The following is a 23,515-nucleotide window of genomic DNA, read 5'->3' as shown; positions in this document are numbered from 1 at the left end:
TTTGATTCGCAGAACATGGAATCACTTCAATTGTCAGAGTGTCTGCAAACCATAACATACTGTCTGATTATCGTTATATCATTTTATAAAGACAGGTTTAGAATGGCCGCGCTGTTCGTCGTGATGTTTTGGAGTTGTTGTTTGTGACCAAATCGGCTTATCTCTTCCCTATAGCCACTGTTATTGCCTGGGCCGGCAACGGAATCGTCAGTAAGATCTCCGTTGATATGATCGCCCCGGGTTCCATTGCGTTTTATCGCTGGCTGATTGCCGCATCCTTGTTGGCTCCTTTTGTGCTGCCTACGCTTTGGCGACAGCGTGCTTTGGTCAAAAAACACTTCTTTAAACTCAGTATTCTGGGTGGATTAGGCATGGTGGTATTGCAAACCCTAACCTATGTAGCTGCCCAAACCACCAGCGCTACGCACATCGCCTTGATCGGCTCGGTGGTGCCTATGATGACCATGCTGTGGAGCCTATTCCTACTGCGAGAGACCCCAACTCAAGGCATGCTGGTAGGGTCACTGATGTCCTTCTTAGGTTTGGCGGTGCTCCTAACCAATGGCCACCCACTAGCGCTGTTTGATACCGTTTTAAAACAGGGCGATCTATTACTGCTGATTGGTGCCCTGAGTTACGGACTCTATGGGGTGTTAATCAAGCGCTGGAATCTGCCATTTTCAACCTGGCCGTCACTGTTTCTGCAGATGGCAATGGGCGCTTTGTGGCTGCTGCCGGTGTTCCTAACCGAAGCGGACAAAACAATTTCAACTGAAGCGTTACCGCTGGTGCTGTTTGCCGCCCTAATCGCGTCACTGTTCGCTACCTTCAGTTGGCTACGGGGAATCGAGCTGCTGGGTGCCAGCAAATGTACCGCATTTTTGAACTTAAACCCGGTGATTGGCACCTTATTGGCGGTGCTGCTACTTGGGGAGCACCTAAGCTTGGCGCAAGTATTAGGCGGCGGCCTGACCTTAATTGGCGTCTACGTGGCACAAAAGCTCAAAGCGCCGATTCGCACCAAGCACACTCCGGCTGAGATTGGGTAGGTTTCACCAAAGAGGGCCAGCATTTGCTGGCCCTTTTTCTATGTGACAGTCGGTGATTGGCAATGGCTCCCAGCCGAAGCCAATAAACCGGCTGCAACGCTCATCAGCTAAGATAATCAAACTTTAGATCTTAATGCCCAACTGCAGCGCCGCTCCGATCTCGTCGTCTTCACCCAGCTGGCCAACCAAATCTAGGCTAAATGCATCCCAAGGCGAGACGCCCAATCCAAGGGTGACCAATGAGCTGTAGTTGTCTTTAAAGTCATGCTGATAACCCAAACGGATCTGGGCATGAGTAGCTTGATATTCCAATCCAAGTTTGGCGAATTGGCGCGGCAGCAAAAGCACAGGTGCGCCCTCTTGAGCCACAAATGATTCATTCTTAACTAGGTCAACCTCAACCGAGGTGGTTAGATCCGTGTAATGCCATGCAACCGCAGCAGACACAGTAGGCTCAAGATCAAAACTCTGGCCTTCTATATTGGTGATGGATTGTGAGATCAAATCTCGAGCGACAACACCGTAGCTCCAATCACCCACTTGTTTATGGAGACCAATGTCCACATTGAACGCACTGTCGTCAGTCATGTATTCATCGTCGAAGTAGTCACCATCATCGTAGTTGGCAATGGTTGCTCGATAAAGGTAGCTGTCCAAACGTTGATACTTAAGGCTAGTGCCGATGGAAAATTCGCCCACGCTCTCCAGTTTCAATTCCGTGGCCATCAATACGGAGAATTCGGTTACTCCTACTGCATTTGCAACCCCAGAGGAGGTCAGGTCGTTTTCATCAAAGCGTCCAGTTTTAAGCGCCTCATTGATCAACGCCTCATCGGACTCTGCGAAGTCAAAATCGCCGTTCGCCACCACATAGGTCGACGCGGCAAACCCAAAACCAAACCGTTTGCTTGGAACGAACACACCAAAATCGACACCGGCACTGCCCTCAAGGTAGGTTGAGTCAAGCGCCTTTAATTCGGCAATTACCGCATCGGCATCCTCTTGAGTTGGCAAATTGTTCGGATCCATAGCGTTAATTTTATCTTCAAACGCATCAATGGCGTCCTGAGTGTCATCGACTTGATCCAGAGCATCTTTATATTCGTTCACCAGCGCCCGAGCGCCAAGGCGCACATAGACATCATCGGCATCGTTAAACCGAGTCAACAACGCCGGATTAAGCGTTGCGCGGGTAAAATCGCCGCTGGCAATGCCACTATTCGCCGCGCCGGCACTTTTCGCGTCAATACCAACGTTTGCCATCGCCACTGGCGCCAACATCATTGCGCCGCCTACCCATATCCATTTTGTTTTCATCTAACTGCCCTATTGACTACAAAAAACAATATTCAGTCTCTATATCGGTCGGCAATCAACAGGATGCACTTAAATAAAACTTTAAATTTTCTAACTTCAAGGCAAACAAAAAAGCCTGAACATTCGATGTTCAGGCTTTTCGAAATCCGATAGGTTCGCTAGAGGCTTACCAGATCTTAACGCGCTTATCTTCTGGCAGATACATGGCATCGCCCTCTTTCACTTCAAAGTTCGAGTAGAACTCATCCATGTTAGATAGAGGACCGTTGGCACGGAACTGCGCTGGAGAGTGCGGGTCGGTCGCTACGCGGTTACGTAGTGCTTTCTCGCTGTACTTCCCACGCCAGATCTGACCCCAACCGATAAAGAAGCGCTGGTCGTTGTTGTAGCCATCCAGAACCATGTCTGGTTTGCCTTCCAGTGACATCTTATAGGCTTTGTACGCAATGGTGGCACCAGACAGATCGCCAATGTTCTCACCCAGAGTCAATTTGCCATTTACGTTTAGATCATCAAATACCTGATAGCCATCGTACTGAGCAATTAGCGCTTCACCACGGGCATGGAACTGCTTGAGATCTTCCTCAGTCCACCAATTGTTCAGGCTGCCGGTCTTGTCGTACTTAGCACCCTGATCATCAAAGCCATGGCCCATTTCGTGACCGATTACCGCGCCGATGCCACCGTAGTTCACCGCATCTTCCGCTTCCATATTAAAGAATGGAGGCTGCAGAATTGCCGCTGGGAATACGATCTCATTCATCACAGGGTTGTAGTACGCATTCACGGTTTGCGGGGTCATGTGCCACTCGTAAGTGCGAATTGGACCACCCAACTTCTCGATCTCTTTCTGGTGGCCAATCATCGCAGAGCGCATGGAGTTACCCACCAAGTCATCGGCCTTGATATCCAGTGCTGAGTAGTCTTCCCACTTATCTGGGTAGCCGATCTTAGGGGTAAAGGCAGCCAGTTTCTCTTTGGCTTTAACCTTAGTTTCGGCGCTCATCCAATCCAGTTCGTCGATGCTCTTGGCGTACGCTTTGCGCAAGTTCTCAACCAAGTCTTTCATACGAGCTTTCGCTTCTGCAGGGAAGTGACGCTCAACGTAAACTTTACCAACCACTTCACCTAGGTTGCCGTTGACCATGGCCACACCGCGCTTCCAGCGATCTTTCTGCTCTTGCTGACCATTGAGGCTCTTAGCGAAGTATTCGAAGTTTTCCTGATCAAATTTAGCAGGCAGCAGGCTGGCGTAGTTAGTCAGCAGGTGCCAATTCAGGTAGGTCTTCCAATCTTCAATGGAGGTCTCGTTGATGGTTTTCCCCAGCGCTTCAATATAGCTTGGCTGATTGATGATGATGTCGGTTTGCTTGTCGCCACCCAACACTTTCAGGTAGGCGCTCCAATCCAGCTTGGCCAGCGCATTCAGATCCGCAACTTGATACTTGTTGTAGCGCTTTTCGCTGTTACGGCTTTCAACACGAGTCCAGTGACCTTCGGCCAGTTGAGTCTCGATATCCATCACGGTTTTGGCTGCTGCAGCACCGTCACCTAGATTCGCCATGGTGAACATCTTATCGATGTGGGCCGCCAGACCTTCACGAAGCTCAACGAAGCGTTCGCCATCGTTAAAGTAGTAGTCGCGATCCGGCAGGCTCAGGCCAGATTGCCAGATGTGGGTAGCGTAACGCTGAGAATCTTTAGCATCCACGTTAACGTAGAAAGCCATTGGCGTACCGGAGCCGATCACTTGGCTGTGAGCAAAGTACGCCATCAGATCGGTTTTGTTCTTGATGGCAGAGATCTTTTCAAACTCAGCCTTAAGCGGGCTCAGGCCTTTCGCTTCGATGGTATCGGTGTCCATATAGGAGCGATACAGATCGGCCACTTTTTGCTCGTCACTGCCCATCTTATTGGACTTAGCAGCTACCTCTTCGATGATCGCTTTAACGTCATCACGGGCTTTTTCACGAAGATCGTAGAACGCTCCAACGTTGGTACGATCCGCAGGGATCTGAGCGGTCTTTTGCCAGGTTCCGTTAACCCAGGAGTAGAAATCGTCTTGCGGACGAACGCTGGCGTCGAAATTCGCCAGCTCAATACCGGAAACCAGTTGCTGTTGAACGGCTTGCGCAGTCGCAGTCGGTTGCGTTGATACGTTTTCAGCACAACCGGCCATTAACAGAGCGGAAGCGCACAAACTTCCCAAGAGTACACGTTTCATCAGCATATCCTTATGATTTTTTAAGCTAATTGAAATTTACACCCAAGGATAGTACCCACACCTGTATCACAGGTCAAAAACCAGTTTGTTACAACTTGGTACAGAGTTGGCGCTATATTAACCGCTATTTAAAACCAGCCCTTACGTTAGGCTTGGTAGCCAAAAGGATCATCAACACTATGGGACGGCTGAGTAAACCATTTCGGGCCGGTGTCGCTCATGTAAAAATGGTCTTCCAAACGCACCCCAAACTCCCCAGGCAGCACTAACATGGGCTCGTTACTGAACACCATGCCTACATCCAGTGGGGTTTTATCACCGCGAACCAGATATGGCCATTCATGAATGTCCAAACCACAACCGTGACCGGTGCGGTGGGGTAAACCCGGCAGCTGATAGTCTGGCCCTAAGCCATTGGCCTCTAACACTTCTCGTGCCGCGTAGTCAGCAACTTCGCAAAGCTTGCCTAACTGCGCAGCATTAAAAGCGGCCAATTGAGCGGCTTTTTCCACCTGCCACATCTGGCGCTGACGCGCCGTTGGCGTGCCATAACAGTAGGTTCTAGTGATGTCTGAGTTGTAACCATTGAGCAGACAGCCGGTATCGATCAGCACCCAATCATTCTCTTTTAGAATTTGCGGGTCTTTAACCCCATGGGGGAAACTGGTGGCCAGGCCAAATAGCACAATGCAGAACGATGAGCCCTGCGGCGCGCCAACCCGTTTGTGAGCTTCGTTGATAAACGCCGTGACCTCAGTGGTTGAGATGCCGGGCTTTAGGATACGTGCTGTTGCCTTGTGAACCTCGAGGGTCATCTCTTTGGCTCGCTGCATCAATGCAATTTCAGCAGGACTTTTACGCATGCGACAGCCGGCGCTAATCACCTTACCATTAACCCAGTTAATCTCTGGTGCGGCATTTCTCAATCCGTCAAATAGGAAGAAACCGGCGGATTCATCCATGGCAACCTTACCCGATTCAATGCCATGTCGTGCCAACAACGACACCACCAAATCGTAAGGGCTCTCATGCTCGTGCCAGCCGTGAAATGGGGCATCCATCAACATAAAATCAGTGAGAGAGTCCTGCTCAAAGTGGGGCGCCACGTACATTAGCTCCCCAGTTGCCAGCAGCAATGCGCCAACTAAACGCTCACTGGCATACCACTTTAATCCAGTAAAATAATACAGATTTGTACCGGCGTTTAGGTAGATCCCCTGAATGCCATTGGCGGCCATCAGCGCGCAAGCTTTCTGTTGACGTTGGCGATACTCTTCGATGCCGATGGCAGAGATCCCCTGGGTCATGTCTGTTAATTTAGCCAACTCTTGGTCAATGGTTGAGCCGCCAACACCGATGGTCATTGTTGTTATCCTAGTTACCAATATAATTGTATACAAAATAAAGACTGCGATTAGAATTGGCAAGCGCGATTTTCGATATTAAAAAAGGGAGGCCATCGCCTCCCTGTGTATAACTGAACTCTAAACCGTTAGGCAATCAAGCCATCGTCATCATCGCCTAGATTGTCATTGTTAAGGCTCAGGTCATCCAGAGTGGCATCGGTCCAGATGGTCACTACTTCATTATTGGCATTGGTGAACTGATACCCGGTTAGTGATGAGGTATCCACCCCTTCCGCTTCATACTTGGCCGCGGCCTCAGAGTCCATCTGTGAGGCATCAAGCTGGTTATCCAAACTCCACTCCTCTCCGGCTATGTTCAACTGCTCCGCCCCTATGCAGAGGAAGCAATCGTCCAAGGCGCCGGAAGCGGCATCTGCATCGGATTCAGACAACACTTTTGATAGGGCGATCTTTACGTCGGTGCTGGGAACCCCCTCGTCGATTATCAGCGCCTCTACGCCGGTGATCTGGCCACCGGTCATGTCGATTACGCTGTGCTGATCAGAGGGGGTAAGGATGTCAAAACCTTCACCGCCAGAGATCACCGTCTCTCCTGAGCTGGCAGCGAGATCGGCGGCATCGAAATCAATTCGGTCATCACCTAAACCTGCAAAGAATCGGTCAGCGCCGCTTCCACCGCTAAGGGTATCGTCACCAGACTCGCCATACAGGCTGTCATTACCACTGCCGCCGCTTAACCGGTCATCACCCTCGCCCGCAAACAGGGTATCGTTGTTGTTGCCCCCATCCAGCAGATCATCACCCTGGCCACCGGATAAGAGATCGTCGCCAGAGCCACCTTTAAGGATGTCGTCCCCCTGCGCTCCATACAGAGCGTCGTTGCCGCTTTGACCATACAGGGTATCGTCTCCTAGCCCACCTTGAAGCTCATCGTTACCACCGCCGCCTTTGAGAGTATCGTCGCCGAGCTCTCCATAGAGCTGATCGTTACCGCTGCCGCCTTCAAGGCTATCATCCCCTTCATTACCGAACAATTGATCGTCACCAGAGTCGCCTTTTAGCAAGTCGTCTCCATCACCGCCAATTAGCAGATCTTGATCATTGCCGCCGTAGAGTTTGTCATCCCCCACATCGCCAACCAATTGATCGTCTCCTGCGCCGCCAATGAGGGTATCATCCCCCTGTTGGCCGTAGAGCTGATCGTTACCAGCACCGGCATCCAATCGATCGTCCCCGTCTCCGCCCTCTAGGTAATCGACGCCGCTTCCAGAGCTTAGGGAATCGTTGCCGACTCCGCCGTAAAGCTGATTATCACCATCCCCTCCCTCAAGGACGTCGTTGCCTTCTCCACCTGTGAGTTGGTCATTCCCAGAGCCCGCAATGAGAGCATCATTACCAATGCCACCATCCAGCGTATTATCGCCATCGCCAGCGTGTAACCAGTCATCACCTGCACCGCCGTCCAGTTGATCCTGACCGCTTCCAGATGAGAGCGAATCGTTACCATCTTCACCACTGAGCTTGTTGTTACCAGCTGCAGCAATCAAGGTATCGTTGCCAGCGCCACCGAAAAGCGTATCGTCTCCCGAACCACTGCTGAGGGTATCATTGCCCTCACCGCCAGAGAGCTCGTCATTGCCTGATCCTGTGGTTAGTTGGTCATCGCCTTGTCCACCCTCTAACTGGTTATTGCCAGAGGATGCGCTCATGATGTCATTGCCTTCACCACCTTCGAGATAATCATCACCACTGCCGCCGTCAAGGCGATCATCACCCTGCCCTCCGATTAAGCGATCATTACCCGCCTCACCCTCCAGAAGATCGGCACCATCTCCGCCTTCCAATCGGTCATTGCCCTCACCGGCTTTTAAATGGTCGTCGCCAGAATCGCCTCGCAGAGTGTCATTACCCGCATCCCCTTGGAGGTAGTCATTACCTTCTCCTCCCTCTAGGGTATCGTGGCCAGCTTCACCAATAAGCACATCCGCACCAGAACCACCCTCTAAGCGGTCGTCGCCGTCGCCGCCAATAAGCAGATCATCATCGCTGCCCCCTTTAAGGTGATCGTCGCCGCCGCCGCCAAATAGCTGGTCGACGCCGCTGCCGCCATCGAGCGTATCGCTGCCAACGCCGCCATAAATGGCGTCATCACCACCATCACCGGCAAGGGTATTTGTGCCATCAGAAGCGTAGATTTCGTCATTGCCTTCGCCACCTGAAACCAGATCGTCACCGCCATCTGCAAACAGCTTGTCATCGCCAAAGCCGCCTTCAATGTTGTCGTTGCCCTCACCACCGAACACTTCGTCATTTCCGCCGGAGGCCTTTATGGTGTCGTTACCACTGCCACCAAACAACTGGTCATCAAAATCACCAGAAACTAGGGTGTCATTGCCTTCATCACCAAACATTAAGGCGGCAGTATCGGTATCGATTAAGGTATCGTTGCCGCTGCCGCCGTAGAGCTGATCCGTTCCGCGGCCCCCCACTAAGGTGTCATTGCCGGAAGCGCCGATGAGCACATCGTCACCTTCGCCCCCCTCAATAACGTCATCCCCACTGCCACCATCGAGTACGTCGTTACCTAGCCCACCCTCTAGCGTATCGTTATGGCCACCAGCTTCGATGCGGTCGTTGCCGATGCCACCGGACAGCTGATCATTACCATCGCCACCATAAATTTGATCATCGCCCTCAGCGCCACGAACAACGTCTTCGCCGGAGCCGCCGTAGGCGATATCGTCACCTGTACCCAGTTCAATGGTATTGCTACCCGCTTCACCATAAACGGTATCGTTGCCGCTTCCCGCATCAATAGAATCGGTGCCGTCACCCCCATAGATTTCGTCGTCCGAGTCGCCCCCAGTGATGACATCATCACCACTGCCGCCACTGATAAGATCGGAACCGGCGCCGCCGACGATGCTGTCATGGCCACCACCACCGTGCATCTCGCCACCTTCATCACCGCCATCAAGATGATCATCGCCACTGCCGCCATCAAGGAAGTCAACACCGACACCACCAAGTAATTGGTCGTTGCCACTGCCTCCAAGCAAAACATCGTCTCCTTCACCGGCATCCAGGACGTCATCTCCAGCCCCGCCAGCAAGGCGATCTTGACCTTGGCCTCCAATCAATTGATCTTGATCATCGCCGCCATCAAGCTCATCATTACCAACACCACCATCGAGACGGTCATCGCCTCGGCCGCCAGCCATCTGGTCGTTGCCTACACCACCAATGATGGTGTCTTCGCCGCTGCCACCGAAGGCGATGTCATCACCGGAGCCTAATTCGATCTGATTGGTTCCAGCTTCGCCATAAACCAGATCATCGCCGTCTCCGGCATCGATCACATCTGTTCCGTCCCCCCCATAAATGGTGTCATTGCCCGCGCCAGCTGTAATCACGTCATCGCCACTGCCGCCGCCAAGAACGTCTTCAGAGGCACCGCCAATTAGCGTGTCATTACCACCATCGCCGTAGAGTTCACTGCGCTCATCGCCCGCAGAGAGGTGATCGTCGCCAGCCCCTCCCACGAGAATGTCTTCACCGGCTCCCCCTTCTAGGCGGTCGTCGCCAGCGCCGCCCAGCAATACGTCATTGCCAGAGCCCGCTATTACTCGATCATCGCCTGCTCCCGCATCAACAAAGTTATTGCCGTCACCAGCATCAATAACGTCGTCTCCCCCTTCGGCAAACAGGGCGTCATCGCCACTGCCTGCGGTAATGGTGTCGTTGCCCTCGCCAGTGAACGCGGTGTTGTTGCCATCGCCAAGGATTAAGGTATCGTCCCCAGCTCCGGACTCAACGTAGTCGTCACCCGCGCCAGTGGTGATTTGATCATCACCCTCTCCAGTAAAGATGGCATTGTTGCCGTCACCGGCGTCAACAATGTCATTGCCAGACTCAGCAAACACCGTATCGTCGCCACTGCCGGCGGTTAGGATGTCATCCCCCTCTCCGGAGTACGCTAAATTGTCGCCTTCACCCAATTCGACCAGATCGTTATCGCTGCCGCTGAATACCGAGTCATTCCCCGTTCCAGCTACAATGTGATCCTCGCCCTCATTGGTGTGGATCTCATCGTCGCCTTCTCCGGCAATGACACTGTCCGAGCCCTCGCCAGTAAAAACTTGGTCGTTACCCGCGCCGGAATCGACCACATCGTCACCACCATCGGTTACCACAAAGTCATCGCCCTCATCGGCATGGATGGTGTCATCTCCTTCTGCAGCAAAAATCCGATCGTCACCCGCACCGGCGATGATCAGATCCGCCCCAGCATTTGCGTGCAACTCGTCATCACCTTCCCCACCTAGCAGTTCATCATCTCCATCACCGGCATAAAGCTTGTCATCTCCGGCGCCGCCCTCTAGTCGGTCATCCCCTTCATCACCGGTTAGTAAATCGTCTCCTTCACCAGCGATAACGGTATCGTTACCTTCACCGCCAAAGAGTTGGTCATGTCCATCGTCTCCGGATAGAGAGTCGTCGCCACTTGCACCAACCACCAAATCATCACCAGACCCAGCGCTAAGCTGGTCATCTCCCTCGTTACCATCAATCAGGTCGTCGCCTTCTCCCCCACGAATAGAGTCATCGCCACTGTGACCATAAAGCGCATCGTTGTCGGCACCGCCATCAATGGTGTCTTGCCCCTGACCACCAATGATCTCATCTTTACCAGCGCCCCCGGACAACAGATCATCGCCTTCATCACCGGTCATCAGATCATCGCCTTGACCACCAGAGGCTACGTCGTCGCCTTTTCCTGAGAAGATGGCATCGTTGCCGCTACCACCATCAAGGGAATCCTGACCGTCATCACCGATAAGGGTGTCGTCTCCGGCCTCTCCTTGGATCGTGTCGTCGCCTAACTCCCCCATTAGAAGATCATCGCCATCTCCACCATAGAGCTTGTCATCACCATCCGAGCCAAGAAGCTGGTCGTCATCTGAGCCTCCATCGAGGACATCGTCTCCATAGCCACCCAGGAGGGTATCCTGGCCCTCCCCCCCCTGGATACTGTCGTCGTTACCACCGCCATCAAGAAAATCATTACCTTGGCCGCCGGAGATGGTGTCATCCCCTTGCTGACCAAACACCACATCATCTCCCTCTCCGGCGTCAATGGTGTCGTCCCACTGGCCTTCACCTGCCATATCTAGCCCAGTGATGGCGACGCCTTCACCATCAGTCACTTTAACCGTTAGATTCACGACTCCATCTTCGGGGATAAGGTTGGGATCCACCTCTATTTTGGTCGCATCGGTATCCGCACCAACGTCAAGAGAGCCGGTATTTGCCAATACGTTACCGTCGTTATCGGTAATCTCCATTTCGATAGTGGCTTCGCCTTCGGACTCAGTCTCTAACTTCACGTTGTAGGACGAGGTATTCGGATCCAACTGAATTTTGGTATTGATCTCCGTATTGCCTTGTTGATCCTCTGCTACGCCGCTGTCGCCCTGTTGAACCGTCGTCACCTGTTCACCATCAGCCCAAGTTTCATCGCTTGGGTCCGCATTAGGGTCCGCGGCGGGCTGGTCTTCACCAGCATCACCGATGATTACATCATCTCCCGCATCGCCATCAATGGTGTCATTACCATCATGACCCAGCAGATAATCGTCATCTCCCTGACCACTGATGTAGTCATCACCTTGCATACCATCCAAATTATCTGTGCCATCGGTGCCAATTAGGATGTCATCGCCATCGGTTCCAGACATAACCACTCTCCTTGTGACTGAGTCTAATGTTCAATTAACGCATAACGCATGGAGGCACCAAGAGGCCGCCACAGCTGCTCTAAAAGCGTACTGGGTTGTTGTTCAATAAAGATCTGCGCCAGCATTCCCGGCGCCAATTTTTCGACCATCTCGTCAGACAAACTCGTCTGTTCTAGGCGCACACCAAAGCGATAGCCCTCCCCAGAATCAGTGCTAACCCGCTGGGAATCGACCCAGCTCACTTCACCAAGCAGTGCTGGGTGTCGGCGAAGATTAAAGCCTGTCAGATGCACCCGAACCCGCTGACCCGGAGTTACGTTGTCGCGGTCATCTGGGGCGATAACGCCTTCAACCTGCCAGCCAGAGTCTTTCGCAACCACCTGCATCAGCACCTCTCCGGCTCCGAGCAAATGTTGAGCCACCGCTTGTAACTGCAGCGCAGAGACCACGCCGTCCTGCTCAGCAAACATCTGCCCCTGCAGTTCGGCTTGGCGTTTTATCTTCAACTGAACCTCTACCTGCGCCAGCTGCTCGCCGACCTTTGCCAGCTCCGCTAACGCATCCACTTTTCGCTGTTGGCTTAACCTCAACATCTGATTTTTTGCATCAGACAGCGCAATTTGACTCTGGGCAATGGCGGTTTGATTTATCTCCAACTCCCCTTGCAGTTGAGCCAACCTTCCCTGCATGGTAAGTAGCTGCATTTTGGCCATGTACTCCTTCTCTGCCAGCTCTTCGGCGATGGCCAACTCCTGCTTCGCCAGCGCCACGCGTTGCTCTAAACGCCCCTGCTTTAACGTGGCGGCCTGCAGTTTTTGCGACTCCATCAACTGCTGGTGTTGCAACTGCTTACGCTGAAGTTGGAAGGCCTGGAGGCGACTTTGGTAAAGCGCTGTTTGCGCATCCTTGATGGCGACAGGCATCCCGCTGGCAAAGCTCAATGAACCAGCCCCGTCCAGCTCGTGGCGAGCTCGTTGTTGCTGGGCAGACAGTTGCCAATATTGATGATTCAAGCGTTCAAGCTCGCCGGATAACTGAAAGTCTTCGATCTCTGCCAATAACTGGCCTTTAACCACTGGCTGGCCTTCGCTGACGTGGACCTGCTTCAGCCACCCGCCCTGCAGATGAGCGACATGCTGATCTGGCTTCGCCAACGTCAACTGACCTCCGCTGACACTGGCCGAACTCAAAGAGATGGAACTGGCCCACACTAAAAAGCCGCCAAAGGCCACAATGACAATAGCCCAACCCAATTTGGTCCACTGCTTTAGATAGGAACCGTCTAACTCTGGATTCATAACGCCTCCTCCTTGCTCTTGACGCGAGCCACCTGCATCTGGCCCAGCACCTCCTCTCTGCTGCCCGCCTTCACCACCGTTCCCTGCTGCAAACAGATGATCCAATCAGACTGATTAATGAGCGAAGGGGCGTGGGTCACCATAACAACGGTTGTACACAGGCGTTTGCAGCGCTCAAGAACCCGAGACAGAGCCTGTTCCCCCTCCATATCGATGTTTGAGATAGGCTCATCTAGAATCAAAATGCTGGGGCTGCCGTACATCGCTCTGGCCAGGGCAATTCGCTGCTTTTGGCCACTGGACAGCGGGTAGCCCCCCTCTCCTACTTGAGTTTCATAACCTTGGGGCAAGCCGGTAATCAGCTCATGTACGCCAGCCGCTTGACTGGCCTCTAGCACCAGTTGCTCATTGGCCTCACCAAACCGGCCAATATTTTCAGACACCGTCCCTTCAATTAACTCCACGTCTTGCGGTAGATACCCAAGATGCTGCCCCAAGGTCTCTGGCGTCCATTGATTCAGCGACGCGCCATCAATGCGGATCTCCCCAGCGGTGGGACGAATTACGCCAAGTAGCAGAGACACCAAGGTCGATTTCCCGGAAGCCGATGGCCCCATGATCGCCAGTGTTTGTCCCGCATGCAGACGAAATCCAACCTGCTTGAGTTGAGGTAACTTGGAACCTGGAGGAATGTAAGAGACGTTGTTCATCAACAAGTCGCCTCGAGGCCGAGGCAAGGGCAGTCTCGAATCCTGACTGTCAATCTGTTGCCCCAATCGAATCAGCTGCAGCCAAGAGCTGCGAATCTGCCCCAAGGTATGCAGTCGTTGAAAAAGAGGTTCAAACGGCATTAACGCTCGACTTGCGATCATCGAGGCGGCGATCACCCCGCCCATGGACAGTTGGTTAAGCAGCACCAAGTAGATCCCCGCCGCCAGCACCAACATTTGGGTAAGCTGTTTAATAAAGCGAAACAGTACGGCAACGCCCTGCTGTTTTGCGGTGTTTTTACTGAACTCCCGCAGACGCTCAGCATTTTGGTCGCGCCAACGCATGCTCAAAGCCGGCCCCATGCCCATGGAAAGGATAATGTGGCTTTTCTTAAGATAAGCCGACAAACCTTTGGCGATATCGCCATTACCTTCATTACTTTGAGCGGCACTGGCTAACTTTGAGGAAAGCGCCATCAACCCAATTCCGGCGGCGACCACCAGCAGCAAAGCGGGATGAAGCATGGCAAGTACAATGAGAAACAGTGGCGTCCAAGGCAGCTCCAACATTGATGTGACAATGTTGCCTGACAGAAAACCACAAACGCGATTTAGATGGGTTAGTCCCTGAGATTTTGCCTGAGATTGCCCTGCATGATCGATGGCATCGAGCAGCAGTGCTGGCGACAACTGATAATCTAATTGAAGCGCACTGTGCCGCAGCACCTGGCTACGAACGAAATCCAATCCAGACTGAACCAGTACAAAAAACGCCGTAATACTGAGTAGCGCCACCAAGGTCGCTACGCTGCCACTGGTAGCAACGCGCTCGAACAGCTGTAGCGAATAGAGCGGGATAGCAAGCAGCGACACGCTAATGAACAAGCTAAAACCACAACCAATCCACACCGCGTGCCGACAACGTGAGAGAGCACGACCAAAAACTCCGCCGGAGATCATTGACACTCCTTGTCAAAAAACACCACCAATACAGAGATTAGCAGTGGTTTTGACGCCGTGTTGAGTTTTTGACGCCACTTTTACACTGCAGATCCCAATGGTCCTGAAACAGTCGAACAAACAAGGAGTTAGCAGTAAATTAATGAGTCTTACGCCCCTAAAAGCGGTTTGCTGATACCGACTGCTCCAAAAATCCGGCGACAGAACCCGTCACTATCTTCTGAAGTAACTGGGCACTGGATGCCGCTTGAGTCAGCCCAAGATGCTGATGACCAAAAGCAAAATAGCATTGAGGATAGGAGTCGGAGCGTCCAACAACCGGCAGCGAATCCGGCAATGAAGGACGAAACCCCATCCAGCGCTCCCCATCCTCCAGTCGGCTGTCTAAATTCGGCAACAGGGCTTTGCCATGGGGCAACAACACGTCTGCACGTCGGGGCTGCATGGGTGCCGACAGCCCTGCGAACTCCACGGTGCCAGCTAATCGTGTGCCCCCAGCCATGGGCGTAATAATGAACTTTCTCTCCATGGAGGCAACAGGCCGACTTAGACCGCTGTCATGGGGCAACATCAGATGATACCCCCGCTCAGTATCCAGAGGCACCTTGTGCCCCAGTTGTGCCGCAAAGGGTTTCGACCACGCGCCTGTAGCCAGTAGCAGATTGTCGCCTTTCAGCCAGGTTCCGTTGGTCAAATTCACTTCCGCCCGCCCCGATACCGTCTCCACCTCGGACTCCACAAATCGCGCCCCTTTCTCCATCAGGGCATCAAACAGAGCTTTGCAAACCTGATGAGGATCAAAGGTATGCCCAGTCTGTGGAAACCACAGTGCGCCGGTAACATTGCTCGAAAGTGCGGGTTCCAGTTCGGCCACCTGCTCAGCACTAAGCCGCTCGCAGGCCACACCAGCACGAGAGAAACGATTGGCCAAACGATACTGGGTACTTATCGGCGTTTGCTCAAACACCGACAACGAGCCATTTATTGTCATAAGATCTGGCCTGCCGATCTCATCAAGCAGTAGTTGCCAGTCCTTAAGCGCAGTGCGATTGAGCTCAGAAATCACTTTTTGATTATGCACTCGGCGCGCAGGCAACATGTTGCAAACAAATCGCGCCAGCCAAGGAACGATTTTAGGCAGATAACCCATCTTGATCCGAAATGGGCCTAGTGGATCCATCAACATAGACGGAACCTGAGGCAGCAGAGAGGGATCGGCGAGAGGAAACACTTGTTCCGTCGCAAAGTGTCCCGCATTGCCTTTAGAGGCACCGTTTCCTGGCGGTTTCCTGTCTATCAAGGTGATCTGGTAACCGAGCTTTTGCAGCCCCCAGGCGTGACTTAAGCCAATGATGCCAGCACCCACCACCAAGAAATGTCCTTTAGCGTCACTCATCGGAAAATAAACCCTTCACTGAACGCATCATCTTGCTCTAACACAAATCGGTGTTGGCCAGTAATCCATGAGCGGCCGCTGACCTTAGGCAATACACTGGCTTTACCATAAAAATCTACCTGCTCTAGCGCCTCCACAATCATGCGCCCACCGACAATGCTCTCAATGGTAATGGGTTGATTTAGGCCGACTTCCCCACCAGCATGCAGTAAGGCAATTCGTCCGGCGACTCCGGTTCCTGTCGGACTTCGGTCCACCTCGCCATCGGCAAAGATGCACACGTGTCGACTGTGATGCTCGGGGTTATCCGTATGGTTGGAAGTAAAAATGGTGCCATAGAGAAAGCTTAAATCCTGCTCTAATGGGTGAGTTATGGAATGAGAGGCCATTACTGCGTGTTTAATTCGCCGACCAACATCAATCAGTTGAGCTGCATTGTCCGGTGTACACTTGATTCCTAGCTTATCGGCATCCACATAGGCATAGTATGCGCCGCCAAACCCAAGGTCATACTGCACTTCACCAAAGCCTGGCACCTGCACCGAACAGTCTATCGACTCGGCCCAAGAGGCCACATTGATGAAGCTGGCCTGCACCTGGCCATCATCCTGTCGCCACACACTGGCTCGAATCAATCCGGCAGGGCTGTCGATGCCAATTTGCCGAGGTGTCTTAGAAACCGCAATCGCGCCACATTTCGCCGCCACCTGCACTACAGCCAGAATGCCATGACCGCACATACTGGAGTAACCTTCGTTATGCATAAACAACACCCCAAACTCAGCATCTTTGGTGGTCGGCTCGGTAATCAAACAGCCATACATATCGGCATGGCCACGAGGCTCGTGCATGAGCAATTTTCGGTAGTGATCCAGATGCTCCGTCAGGTACTGGCGTTTCTCTAGTATGGTTTTGCCCGGCACCGACGGATAGCCTCCGGTAATAATGCGCAGCGGTTCCCCCTCAGTGTGGGCATCTACGGTCTCAATGGCTTGAGCCTCAAGCTGAGGTGATAAGCGAAGTTGCATCTACAAAACTCCCTTTCATTATTGTTCTTTGCTCGTTTTACACGACACCAATAGAAACTAGGCCACAATAGATTTCGTTTTTAAACGCCTTTTTTGTGCAGAACAAGTTTCCAAGTTGTTGTCATGCGGTTAACCTTAGAGTAACATACTTTTTCTGATTGCATACAATATACATGCAAGCTAACAATAACCGATTGGAAATACAGAACAGCCAAGGTGCTTAGAGCTCAAAATCAACAAGCTCTAGAGACCCGCTCAAATAATAAGGAAAGCCTCATGACGGTAAACTGGACCGGAGTATATCCAGCGATCTCGACCCAATTTAACAACGACGGCAGCATCAACTTTGAATCCAATGCTCGCATGCTCAACCAATTGATTGCCGAGGGCATCGACGGCATCATCGCACTGGGCACCGTCGGTGAAAACTGCTCTTTGAGCGCGCAAGAGAAACGCGAGTTTTTGCGTCACACCGTTGAAGTGGCGGCTGGCCGAATTCCCGTCATTAGCGGTTGTGCGGAGACCACCACCGACTTCGCCAAGCAGTTTGTAAAAGATGCCGAAGCACTGGGTGTGGATGGCATTATGTTGTTGCCAGGTATGGTGTATCGAGCCAACCGCGAAGAGACCATCTACCATTACCAGCAGGTCTCTCGCGCCACCACACTTCCTATCATGATCTACAACAACCCAGTGACCTACGGCGTAGATGTCGACATTGAGATGACCCGACTTCTGGCGGAAGAGGCCAACATTGTGGCCATCAAAGAGTCCACCACCGATACCCGTCGCCTGACCGAGCTGCAAAATGCCTTTGGCGATCGCTTCATCGTATTCTGTGGCGTCGACGACATCGCACTGGAAAGCATCATGCTCGGTGCCACCGGTTGGATCTCCGGCCTAACCAACGTGTTCCCTCAAGAATCGGTTGCCATCATGAAGCTGGCCCGCGCAGGCCGTTATGAAGAAGCCAAAGAGATCTGGCGCTGGTTCCTGCCACTGTTGAGATTAGACACTGTGCCGCACCTAGTTCAGTGCATTAAATTCGCCGAACAGCTGGCGGGCCGAGGCAGCGAAAATGTGCGCGCCCCTCGCCTGCCACTCTCAGGAGCCGAGCGCGAGCGGGTCACTGAGGTCTACCAGCACGCTATGGCCACCCGCATCGACCTTAGCAAATACAATCTGGACTAAGTGAGGAGCGCCGCATGAACAAAGGTACATTTTTCTGTATTGATGCTCATACCTGCGGCAATCCGGTTCGCCTAGTCACCAGTGGTCACCCTAACCTCAAGGGGGCCACCATGAGTGAAAAGCGCCAAGATTTCTTGGCGCATCACGACTGGATTCGCCAAGCATTGATGTTTGAACCCCGCGGGCACGACATGATGTCGGGCTCGTTTTTGTATCCCCCCTGCAGTGACAACGCCGACGCCTCGATTCTGTTTATCGAAACCTCAGGCTGCCTGCCCATGTGCGGTCACGGCACCATAGGTACGGTTACCGCTGGTCTGGAAGCCGGACTGATCACCCCACGTACCCCGGGCCGTTTAACTCTTGACGTACCCGCTGGCCAGATTGAGGTGGAGTATCAACAAACCGGCCAAAAGGTCGATTGGGTGAAGATCACCAACATTCCCAGCTACCTTGCCCACAAAGACGCGACTTTGGAGGTGCCAGGGCTTGGCAGACTCACCGTTGACGTCGCCTACGGAGGCAACTACTACGTCATCGTTGAGCCCCAAGAAAACTTTCCCGGCCTGCGTCACTGGCGTGCCGACGAGGTGCTGCGTTGGAGCCCCATTGTGCGCGAAGCCGCCCGAAAGACCCTTAGCTGCGTCCATCCCATGGATGCCACGGTCAATGGCATCTCCCACGTGCTGTGGACTGGCGATGTAATAAGCGACGGCTCAAACGGTGCCAATGCCGTATTTTATGGCGATCGCGCCATCGATCGCTCACCCTGCGGCACCGGAACCAGTGCTCGCATGGCCCAGCGTCATGCCAAAGGCCTGCTCAGCGAAGGGGAAACCTTTGTTCATGAATCGATCATTGGCAGCCAATTTGTAGGCAAAGTCGAAGCGATAACCGAAGTGGGCCCCTATCCAGCCATTGTTCCATCCATTCAAGGGTGGGCCAGAGTAACCGGTAGCAACTGCATCACCGTTGACGATGCCGATCCATACGCATACGGCTTTCAAGTTAAATAAGGACGTTTTAATGACTACGTTAAGTGGCCTACATTTTATTAAGGGTGAGTGGCAAGGAGAGCTTAAAGGCAGCTTTGCCAGCCAAAATCCAATAACCGATAGCAACAACCCGTGGCAGTTTGCCAGCGGCACACAGGTGGAGGCTGAGCAAGCCGCCGCCGCCGCTCATAGTGCGTTTACCGAGTATCGACGCTGGTCTGCCGAGCGTAAAGCTCAGTTACTGGACGCGATGGCGGACGCCATTGACGCCCTTGGCGATACCCTAACCGAAGTGGCAAGCAGCGAAACCGCTCTGCCTGACGCTCGCCTAACCGGAGAGCGTGGCCGAACCTGTGGCCAACTGCGCCTGTTCGCTCAAGACCTTCGCCAACCTCAACAGCCGGTCATTATCGATACCGCGCTGCCAGAGCGTACGCCTCTGCCCAAGCCTGACATTCGCTTGTCGCAGTTGCCATTAGGGCCCGTTGCCATCTTTGGCGCATCCAACTTCCCGCTGGCGTTTTCCGCCGCCGGTGGCGATACCGCCTCCGCCCTAGCTGCAGGCTGCCCGGTAGTAATAAAAGGCCATCCGGCTCACCCAGCGACCACCGAGTTGGTGGTCAGAGCGATGCAATCGGCCATGGTGGCTCAAGGGGCGCCCCTAGGTCTGGTTAATCTGGTTCAAGGCCACAGCCCAGAGCTCTCCACTTCGTTAGTCAAAGCGCCGCAAATCAAAGCCGTTGGCTTTACCGGTTCCCTCAAAGTGGGGCGGATTCTGGCCGACGTTGCGGCGGCGCGACCCGAGCCCATTCCCTTTTTTGGCGAACTTGGCTCAATCAACCCACAGTTGCTGCTGGCGGGCAAACTGGCTAACGCCCCACAGGCAATGGCCGCCGCCCAAGTGCAATCTATGATGATGGGCCAAGGCCAGTTCTGCACTAGCCCCGGCGTGGTGTTAGTCAAACAGGGCCAAGGTCTAACCGAATACCTAGAAGCGGTAAAAGCTGAAATCGGCAAGGTAGCGCCGGGAACCATGCTCACCAAGGGCATTGCCCAACAATTTAGCGCCACCGCAGCCGCCCTGCAGCAAAACCCACTCATTGAGGCCCTAGCCCTTGGCGCAACACCTCAGTGCGACACGCAAACTCAGGCGCACGCGTTTTTGTGCTCAGCCACCGTTGCCTTAGCTAACCCTTCTCTCTTAGAGGAGAACTTTGGTCCCTCCATGTTGGTGGTGGTTGCCGATGATGATGATCAGTTACTGGAACTCATCAACGCCCTACCCGGTCAGTTGACCGCCAGCATCCATGGGGAAGACAGCGATTGGTCAGAACATCTGCCATTAATTGAGGCGCTGAGTTATCGAGTCGGCCGATTGATCGCCAATCAGATGCCAACGGGAGTGGAAGTGTGCCACGCCATGCAACATGGCGGCCCATGGCCTGCGTCAACACACAGTCAATCCACCTCGGTGGGTGCCGAAGCCATAAAACGCTTCACTCGTCCCATTGCTTGGCAAAATATGCCAAAAACACTGCTCCCCGAGGCGCTCACCGACGGCAGTCAGCACCCGCAAATCCGCTTTTAAGCCGCTACTTGTAGGCTAATGTTGTAATTTGTATACAAAAAAGGCTCATTTACGAGCCTTTTGCTTTTCATCCCCGATCAACTTGGTTACTCTAAGTTCGGAATTAGCAAATAGAAAAATTATATGAGCCAGGTCAGCCCGATAATCCATAAGACTCGAACCCAACTCGTGGTAGAAGTACTCCGTGAAAAAATTCTGTCCGGAGAGATTAAAGCTGGGGAACCATTGCGCCAAAGTGCGCTGGCCTCCGAACTCAATGTGAGCCGTATTCCGGTTCGAGAAGCCCTGTTGCAGCTCGAAGCCGAAGGACTAGTGAAATTCGAAGCCCATAAGGGGGCTACGGCCACTGAACTTTCCGTTGAACAAGCCAGCGAACTGTTTGAACTGCGCGCCCTGATTGAGCCGGATCTGCTGGCCAAGTCCATTCCTAACTTGACCGAAAAGCAACTTGACGCCGCCGAAGAGGTCTTGTCTCAACTGGAGTCCGCATTCCGCTCTGAAAATGCGGTTAACACCTGGAGTGAACTCAACACCCTTTACCACGCTTCCCTGTACTACGGTGCCAACCGTCCACAGGCGATGGAAGTGGTTAAAAGCTTAAACACCAACTCCGATCGCTACATCCGCCTTCAACTTCTGCTCACCGGCGGTATCCCACGCGCCGAAACCGAGCACCGTGAGCTTCTCAACCTGTGTAAAGCCGGTAACGTAGAAGCCGCCACCGAACTGTTGCGTAACCACATCTTGCACGCCAAAGATGGCGTAAAGACACTGGTAGAAGAATACGTCAACAATCAAAACTAAACTGTAACAACCAACTCTTAGCGCCCGTGATTTTGGGCGCTTTCATTTTGGAGTTAGCGTATGCTGAACGCTCAAATTACCGGCTGGGGCAAATGTGTGCCTGAGGCCGTCATGACTAATGACGATCTGGCCACTTTCCTAGACACCTCCGACGAATGGATTCGCACTCGTACCGGCATCGGTCAGCGCCACATCAGCCACGTTGGAACCTCCGAGCTGGCTTCCGTTGCCGCCGCCAGAGCATTGGCGGCCGCTGGCATCGATGGCAGCGAACTGGATATGATCATTCTGGCAAGCTGCAGCCCAGATACCTTGGTGCCAAACATTGCGTCTTCAGTGCAATCCTACGTGGGTGCCTCCTGCCCCGCATTTGACATCAACGCGGCCTGCAGTGGCTTTTTGTATGGGCTTGGCCTGGCCACCGCTCAAATCAAAAGTGGCCAGTGTAAAAAAGTGCTGATTATGGGAGCCGAACGCCTGTCGTTCCTGCTTAACTGGACCCAACGTGACACTGCCGTACTCTTTGGTGACGGCGCGGGTGCCGTGGTTCTGGAAGCGGTGGAATCAGATCAGCCTCAAGGCGTTTTAAGCTACGCCATGAATAACGATCCTGCAGGCCGAGACATTCTGTCTGTTCCGGGTTTTGGTACCAGCATGGACAAGCTGGCAGAAGACGCGCTCAACTTTGAGTTCCAATTCGAAGGTCGTGAAATCTTCAAGCGTGCCATCGCGGGCATGTCTCGCTTAGGCCAGAAAGTGCTTGAAGAGAGTGGCACTGAGCTGGGTGCCGTCGATCTTGTGGTGCCTCACCAAGCCAATGTGCGCATCATCGATACCCTCATTGGTAAGCTGGGCATCGACAAATCCCGCGCCTTTGTCAACATCGAGAAATACGGTAATACCTCGGCAGCAACCGTGCCGATCGCACTGTGTGACGCCATTGAGCAGGGTCGAGTCAAGCCTGGAGACACCCTACTTTCCTGTGCATTTGGTGCCGGCCTGACCTCAGCGGCCACGGTGATCAAATGGGGCGATCGCGTTACGCCACTGGCTCAAAGCGATGCCAAGTTGCCTGAATGCAACCAAAGTGCCCTAGAGTTGGTCCAGCCCTACCTGGAGCTGGCGAAACGCCATCAAGGCGAGTAACGCTTAAACCTTAGTTTGTCCTAACATCAAACACGCCAGCACCGTGGTTGTCACGGATGCTGGCGTTTTTAATGTGTTTTCTGATAAATGCTAACTAAGCTTAGCGCCATCCCAATACAAGTCGCAGTTAAACTCTTTGGCCAGCGCCTCATTCAACTTACCAAAGCTGTCAAAAGTTCGATGCTCACCGGTAACGCAATACCAGATGTAGCGATAGCAGTTGTCTTCGAACAGATCGTACTTACGGTATTGATACAACGTACCCACGGCGCGCTCTATGGCCCCTTCCGCTTGCATCGGACGATGGTGGCGATCCACGCAAACAAACATGCGTTGACCGGTTCTGTCCTTTAGGAAACGCCTCGCAGAGACCACTCTCACCAAACCACTGCCGTGAAGCTCAATGATCTGATCCCAATCGGCCCACAAACCAACGTGTTCAATGGCGCCATAAACGTGGCAAGCCACCAAACAGCCGGGCCGAGGCGTTACCTTAACGCCATGATCAAACCACTCACTGGGGCGCAGCACCATTTGAGGCTCATCATTATGGCGGTGGTAGCGATCTTGCTGACGGCGTTGACGCTCCTTTCGGTACTCCGCCGCTAACAGCCCGCCGCCAATGGCGGCGATAATCCAAGGCAAAGCCATAGTAACCCTCCCATTTTCCTAAAGATTAGCAGAGCCACTCTTTGGGTAAACTG

15 protein-coding genes are annotated in these 23,515 nt (G+C 53.2%); 6 read left to right on the top strand and 9 right to left on the bottom strand.

Going from position 1 to position 23,515, the window contains the following annotated elements:
- The first annotated feature begins 143 nt into the window (after window positions 1-143).
- The gene (locus FCL42_RS03450) at window positions 144-1,049 is read left to right on the top strand and encodes a DMT family transporter (RefSeq protein WP_136861992.1); all 906 of its coding nucleotides are present in this window, start codon (window positions 144-146) and stop codon (window positions 1,047-1,049) included.
- A 123-nt stretch (window positions 1,050-1,172) separates the two neighbouring features.
- Here FCL42_RS03450 and traF read toward each other — a convergent pair whose 3' ends face one another.
- The 8 genes from traF to FCL42_RS03410 all read right to left on the bottom strand — a co-directional run bounded on the left by traF (window position 1,173) and on the right by FCL42_RS03410 (window position 17,087).
- Window positions 1,173-2,366 (bottom strand): conjugal transfer protein TraF, encoded by a 1,194-nt coding sequence (traF, locus tag FCL42_RS03445; RefSeq protein ID WP_136861991.1) that lies wholly within the window; start codon window positions 2,364-2,366, stop codon window positions 1,173-1,175.
- A gap of 166 nt (window positions 2,367-2,532) precedes the next feature.
- Window positions 2,533-4,590: a M13 family metallopeptidase gene (locus tag FCL42_RS03440; protein ID WP_136861990.1), complete on the bottom strand. Its 2,058-nt coding sequence runs from the start codon at window positions 4,588-4,590 to the stop codon at window positions 2,533-2,535.
- 146 nt (window positions 4,591-4,736) lie between these two features.
- Entirely contained in the window at window positions 4,737-5,954 is a 1,218-nt protein-coding gene (locus tag FCL42_RS03435) for a M24 family metallopeptidase (protein WP_136861989.1), read from the bottom strand.
- A gap of 128 nt (window positions 5,955-6,082) precedes the next feature.
- Window positions 6,083-11,695 carry a calcium-binding protein gene (locus FCL42_RS22030; RefSeq protein ID WP_136861988.1) on the bottom strand — a complete coding sequence of 1,871 codons (5,613 nt, stop codon included), beginning with the start codon at window positions 11,693-11,695 and terminating at the stop codon, window positions 6,083-6,085.
- 23 nt (window positions 11,696-11,718) lie between these two features.
- The gene (locus tag FCL42_RS03425) at window positions 11,719-12,993 is read right to left on the bottom strand and encodes an HlyD family type I secretion periplasmic adaptor subunit (RefSeq protein ID WP_136861987.1); all 1,275 of its coding nucleotides are present in this window, start codon (window positions 12,991-12,993) and stop codon (window positions 11,719-11,721) included.
- Window positions 12,990-14,663: a type I secretion system permease/ATPase gene (locus tag FCL42_RS03420; RefSeq protein ID WP_136861986.1), complete on the bottom strand. Its 1,674-nt coding sequence runs from the start codon at window positions 14,661-14,663 to the stop codon at window positions 12,990-12,992. Before FCL42_RS03420 ends, FCL42_RS03425 begins: the two co-directional genes overlap by 4 nt.
- Window positions 14,664-14,820: 157 nt before the next feature.
- Window positions 14,821-16,059, bottom strand: coding sequence for an NAD(P)/FAD-dependent oxidoreductase (locus tag FCL42_RS03415; RefSeq protein WP_136861985.1), 1,239 nt, complete (start codon window positions 16,057-16,059; stop codon window positions 14,821-14,823).
- Entirely contained in the window at window positions 16,056-17,087 is a 1,032-nt protein-coding gene (locus FCL42_RS03410; protein WP_136861984.1) for a proline racemase family protein, read from the bottom strand. The genes FCL42_RS03415 and FCL42_RS03410 overlap by 4 nt, the downstream gene beginning before the upstream one ends.
- 276 nt (window positions 17,088-17,363) lie before the next feature.
- On the opposite strand from FCL42_RS03410, the gene FCL42_RS03405 reads away from it, so the two are divergent.
- The 5 genes from FCL42_RS03405 (at window position 17,364) to FCL42_RS03385 (ending at window position 22,811) form a co-directional block, all read left to right on the top strand.
- On the top strand, window positions 17,364-18,278 hold the full coding sequence (locus FCL42_RS03405; RefSeq protein ID WP_136861983.1) for a dihydrodipicolinate synthase family protein: 915 nt from the start codon (window positions 17,364-17,366) through the stop codon (window positions 18,276-18,278).
- Window positions 18,279-18,292: 14 nt separating this feature from the next.
- Window positions 18,293-19,294, top strand: coding sequence for a 4-hydroxyproline epimerase (locus FCL42_RS03400; protein ID WP_136861982.1), 1,002 nt, complete (start codon window positions 18,293-18,295; stop codon window positions 19,292-19,294).
- 10 nt (window positions 19,295-19,304) lie between these two features.
- Window positions 19,305-20,861 carry an aldehyde dehydrogenase (NADP(+)) gene (locus FCL42_RS03395; RefSeq protein WP_136861981.1) on the top strand — a complete coding sequence of 519 codons (1,557 nt, stop codon included), beginning with the start codon at window positions 19,305-19,307 and terminating at the stop codon, window positions 20,859-20,861.
- 123 nt (window positions 20,862-20,984) lie between these two features.
- Complete coding sequence (locus tag FCL42_RS03390; protein ID WP_136861980.1) at window positions 20,985-21,665, top strand: GntR family transcriptional regulator; 681 nt, start codon at window positions 20,985-20,987, stop codon at window positions 21,663-21,665.
- 60 nt (window positions 21,666-21,725) lie between these two features.
- A complete protein-coding gene (locus tag FCL42_RS03385; RefSeq protein WP_136861979.1) occupies window positions 21,726-22,811 on the top strand; it encodes a ketoacyl-ACP synthase III in 1,086 nt (361 codons plus the stop codon).
- A gap of 90 nt (window positions 22,812-22,901) precedes the next feature.
- Here FCL42_RS03385 and FCL42_RS03380 read toward each other — a convergent pair whose 3' ends face one another.
- Complete coding sequence (locus FCL42_RS03380; RefSeq protein WP_136861978.1) at window positions 22,902-23,462, bottom strand: hypothetical protein; 561 nt, start codon at window positions 23,460-23,462, stop codon at window positions 22,902-22,904.
- Window positions 23,463-23,515 lie beyond the last annotated feature (53 nt).

The sequence above is a fragment of the Ferrimonas aestuarii genome (assembly GCF_005116665.1).
GTDB lineage: Bacteria > Pseudomonadota > Gammaproteobacteria > Enterobacterales > Shewanellaceae > Ferrimonas > Ferrimonas aestuarii.
This window is presented reverse-complemented; position numbering and strand designations above follow the sequence as displayed.

What these genes read in the sequence shown, in the direction of transcription:
- FCL42_RS03440 (WP_136861990.1), bottom strand. Translation starts at nt 4,590, where the DNA reads ATGAAACGTGTACTCTTGGGAAGTTTGTGCGCTTCCGCTCTGTTAATG.
- FCL42_RS03410 (WP_136861984.1), bottom strand. Translation starts at nt 17,087, where the DNA reads ATGCAACTTCGCTTATCACCTCAGCTTGAGGCTCAAGCCATTGAGACC.
- FCL42_RS03415 (WP_136861985.1), bottom strand. Translation starts at nt 16,059, where the DNA reads ATGAGTGACGCTAAAGGACATTTCTTGGTGGTGGGTGCTGGCATCATT.
- FCL42_RS22030 (WP_136861988.1), bottom strand. Translation starts at nt 11,695, where the DNA reads ATGTCTGGAACCGATGGCGATGACATCCTAATTGGCACCGATGGCACA.
- FCL42_RS03380 (WP_136861978.1), bottom strand. Translation starts at nt 23,462, where the DNA reads ATGGCTTTGCCTTGGATTATCGCCGCCATTGGCGGCGGGCTGTTAGCG.
- FCL42_RS03385 (WP_136861979.1), top strand. Translation starts at nt 21,726, where the DNA reads ATGCTGAACGCTCAAATTACCGGCTGGGGCAAATGTGTGCCTGAGGCC.
- FCL42_RS03395 (WP_136861981.1), top strand. Translation starts at nt 19,305, where the DNA reads ATGACTACGTTAAGTGGCCTACATTTTATTAAGGGTGAGTGGCAAGGA.
- FCL42_RS03390 (WP_136861980.1), top strand. Translation starts at nt 20,985, where the DNA reads ATGAGCCAGGTCAGCCCGATAATCCATAAGACTCGAACCCAACTCGTG.
- FCL42_RS03400 (WP_136861982.1), top strand. Translation starts at nt 18,293, where the DNA reads ATGAACAAAGGTACATTTTTCTGTATTGATGCTCATACCTGCGGCAAT.
- traF (WP_136861991.1), bottom strand. Translation starts at nt 2,366, where the DNA reads ATGAAAACAAAATGGATATGGGTAGGCGGCGCAATGATGTTGGCGCCA.
- FCL42_RS03420 (WP_136861986.1), bottom strand. Translation starts at nt 14,663, where the DNA reads ATGATCTCCGGCGGAGTTTTTGGTCGTGCTCTCTCACGTTGTCGGCAC.
- FCL42_RS03435 (WP_136861989.1), bottom strand. Translation starts at nt 5,954, where the DNA reads ATGACCATCGGTGTTGGCGGCTCAACCATTGACCAAGAGTTGGCTAAA.
- FCL42_RS03405 (WP_136861983.1), top strand. Translation starts at nt 17,364, where the DNA reads ATGACGGTAAACTGGACCGGAGTATATCCAGCGATCTCGACCCAATTT.
- FCL42_RS03425 (WP_136861987.1), bottom strand. Translation starts at nt 12,993, where the DNA reads ATGAATCCAGAGTTAGACGGTTCCTATCTAAAGCAGTGGACCAAATTG.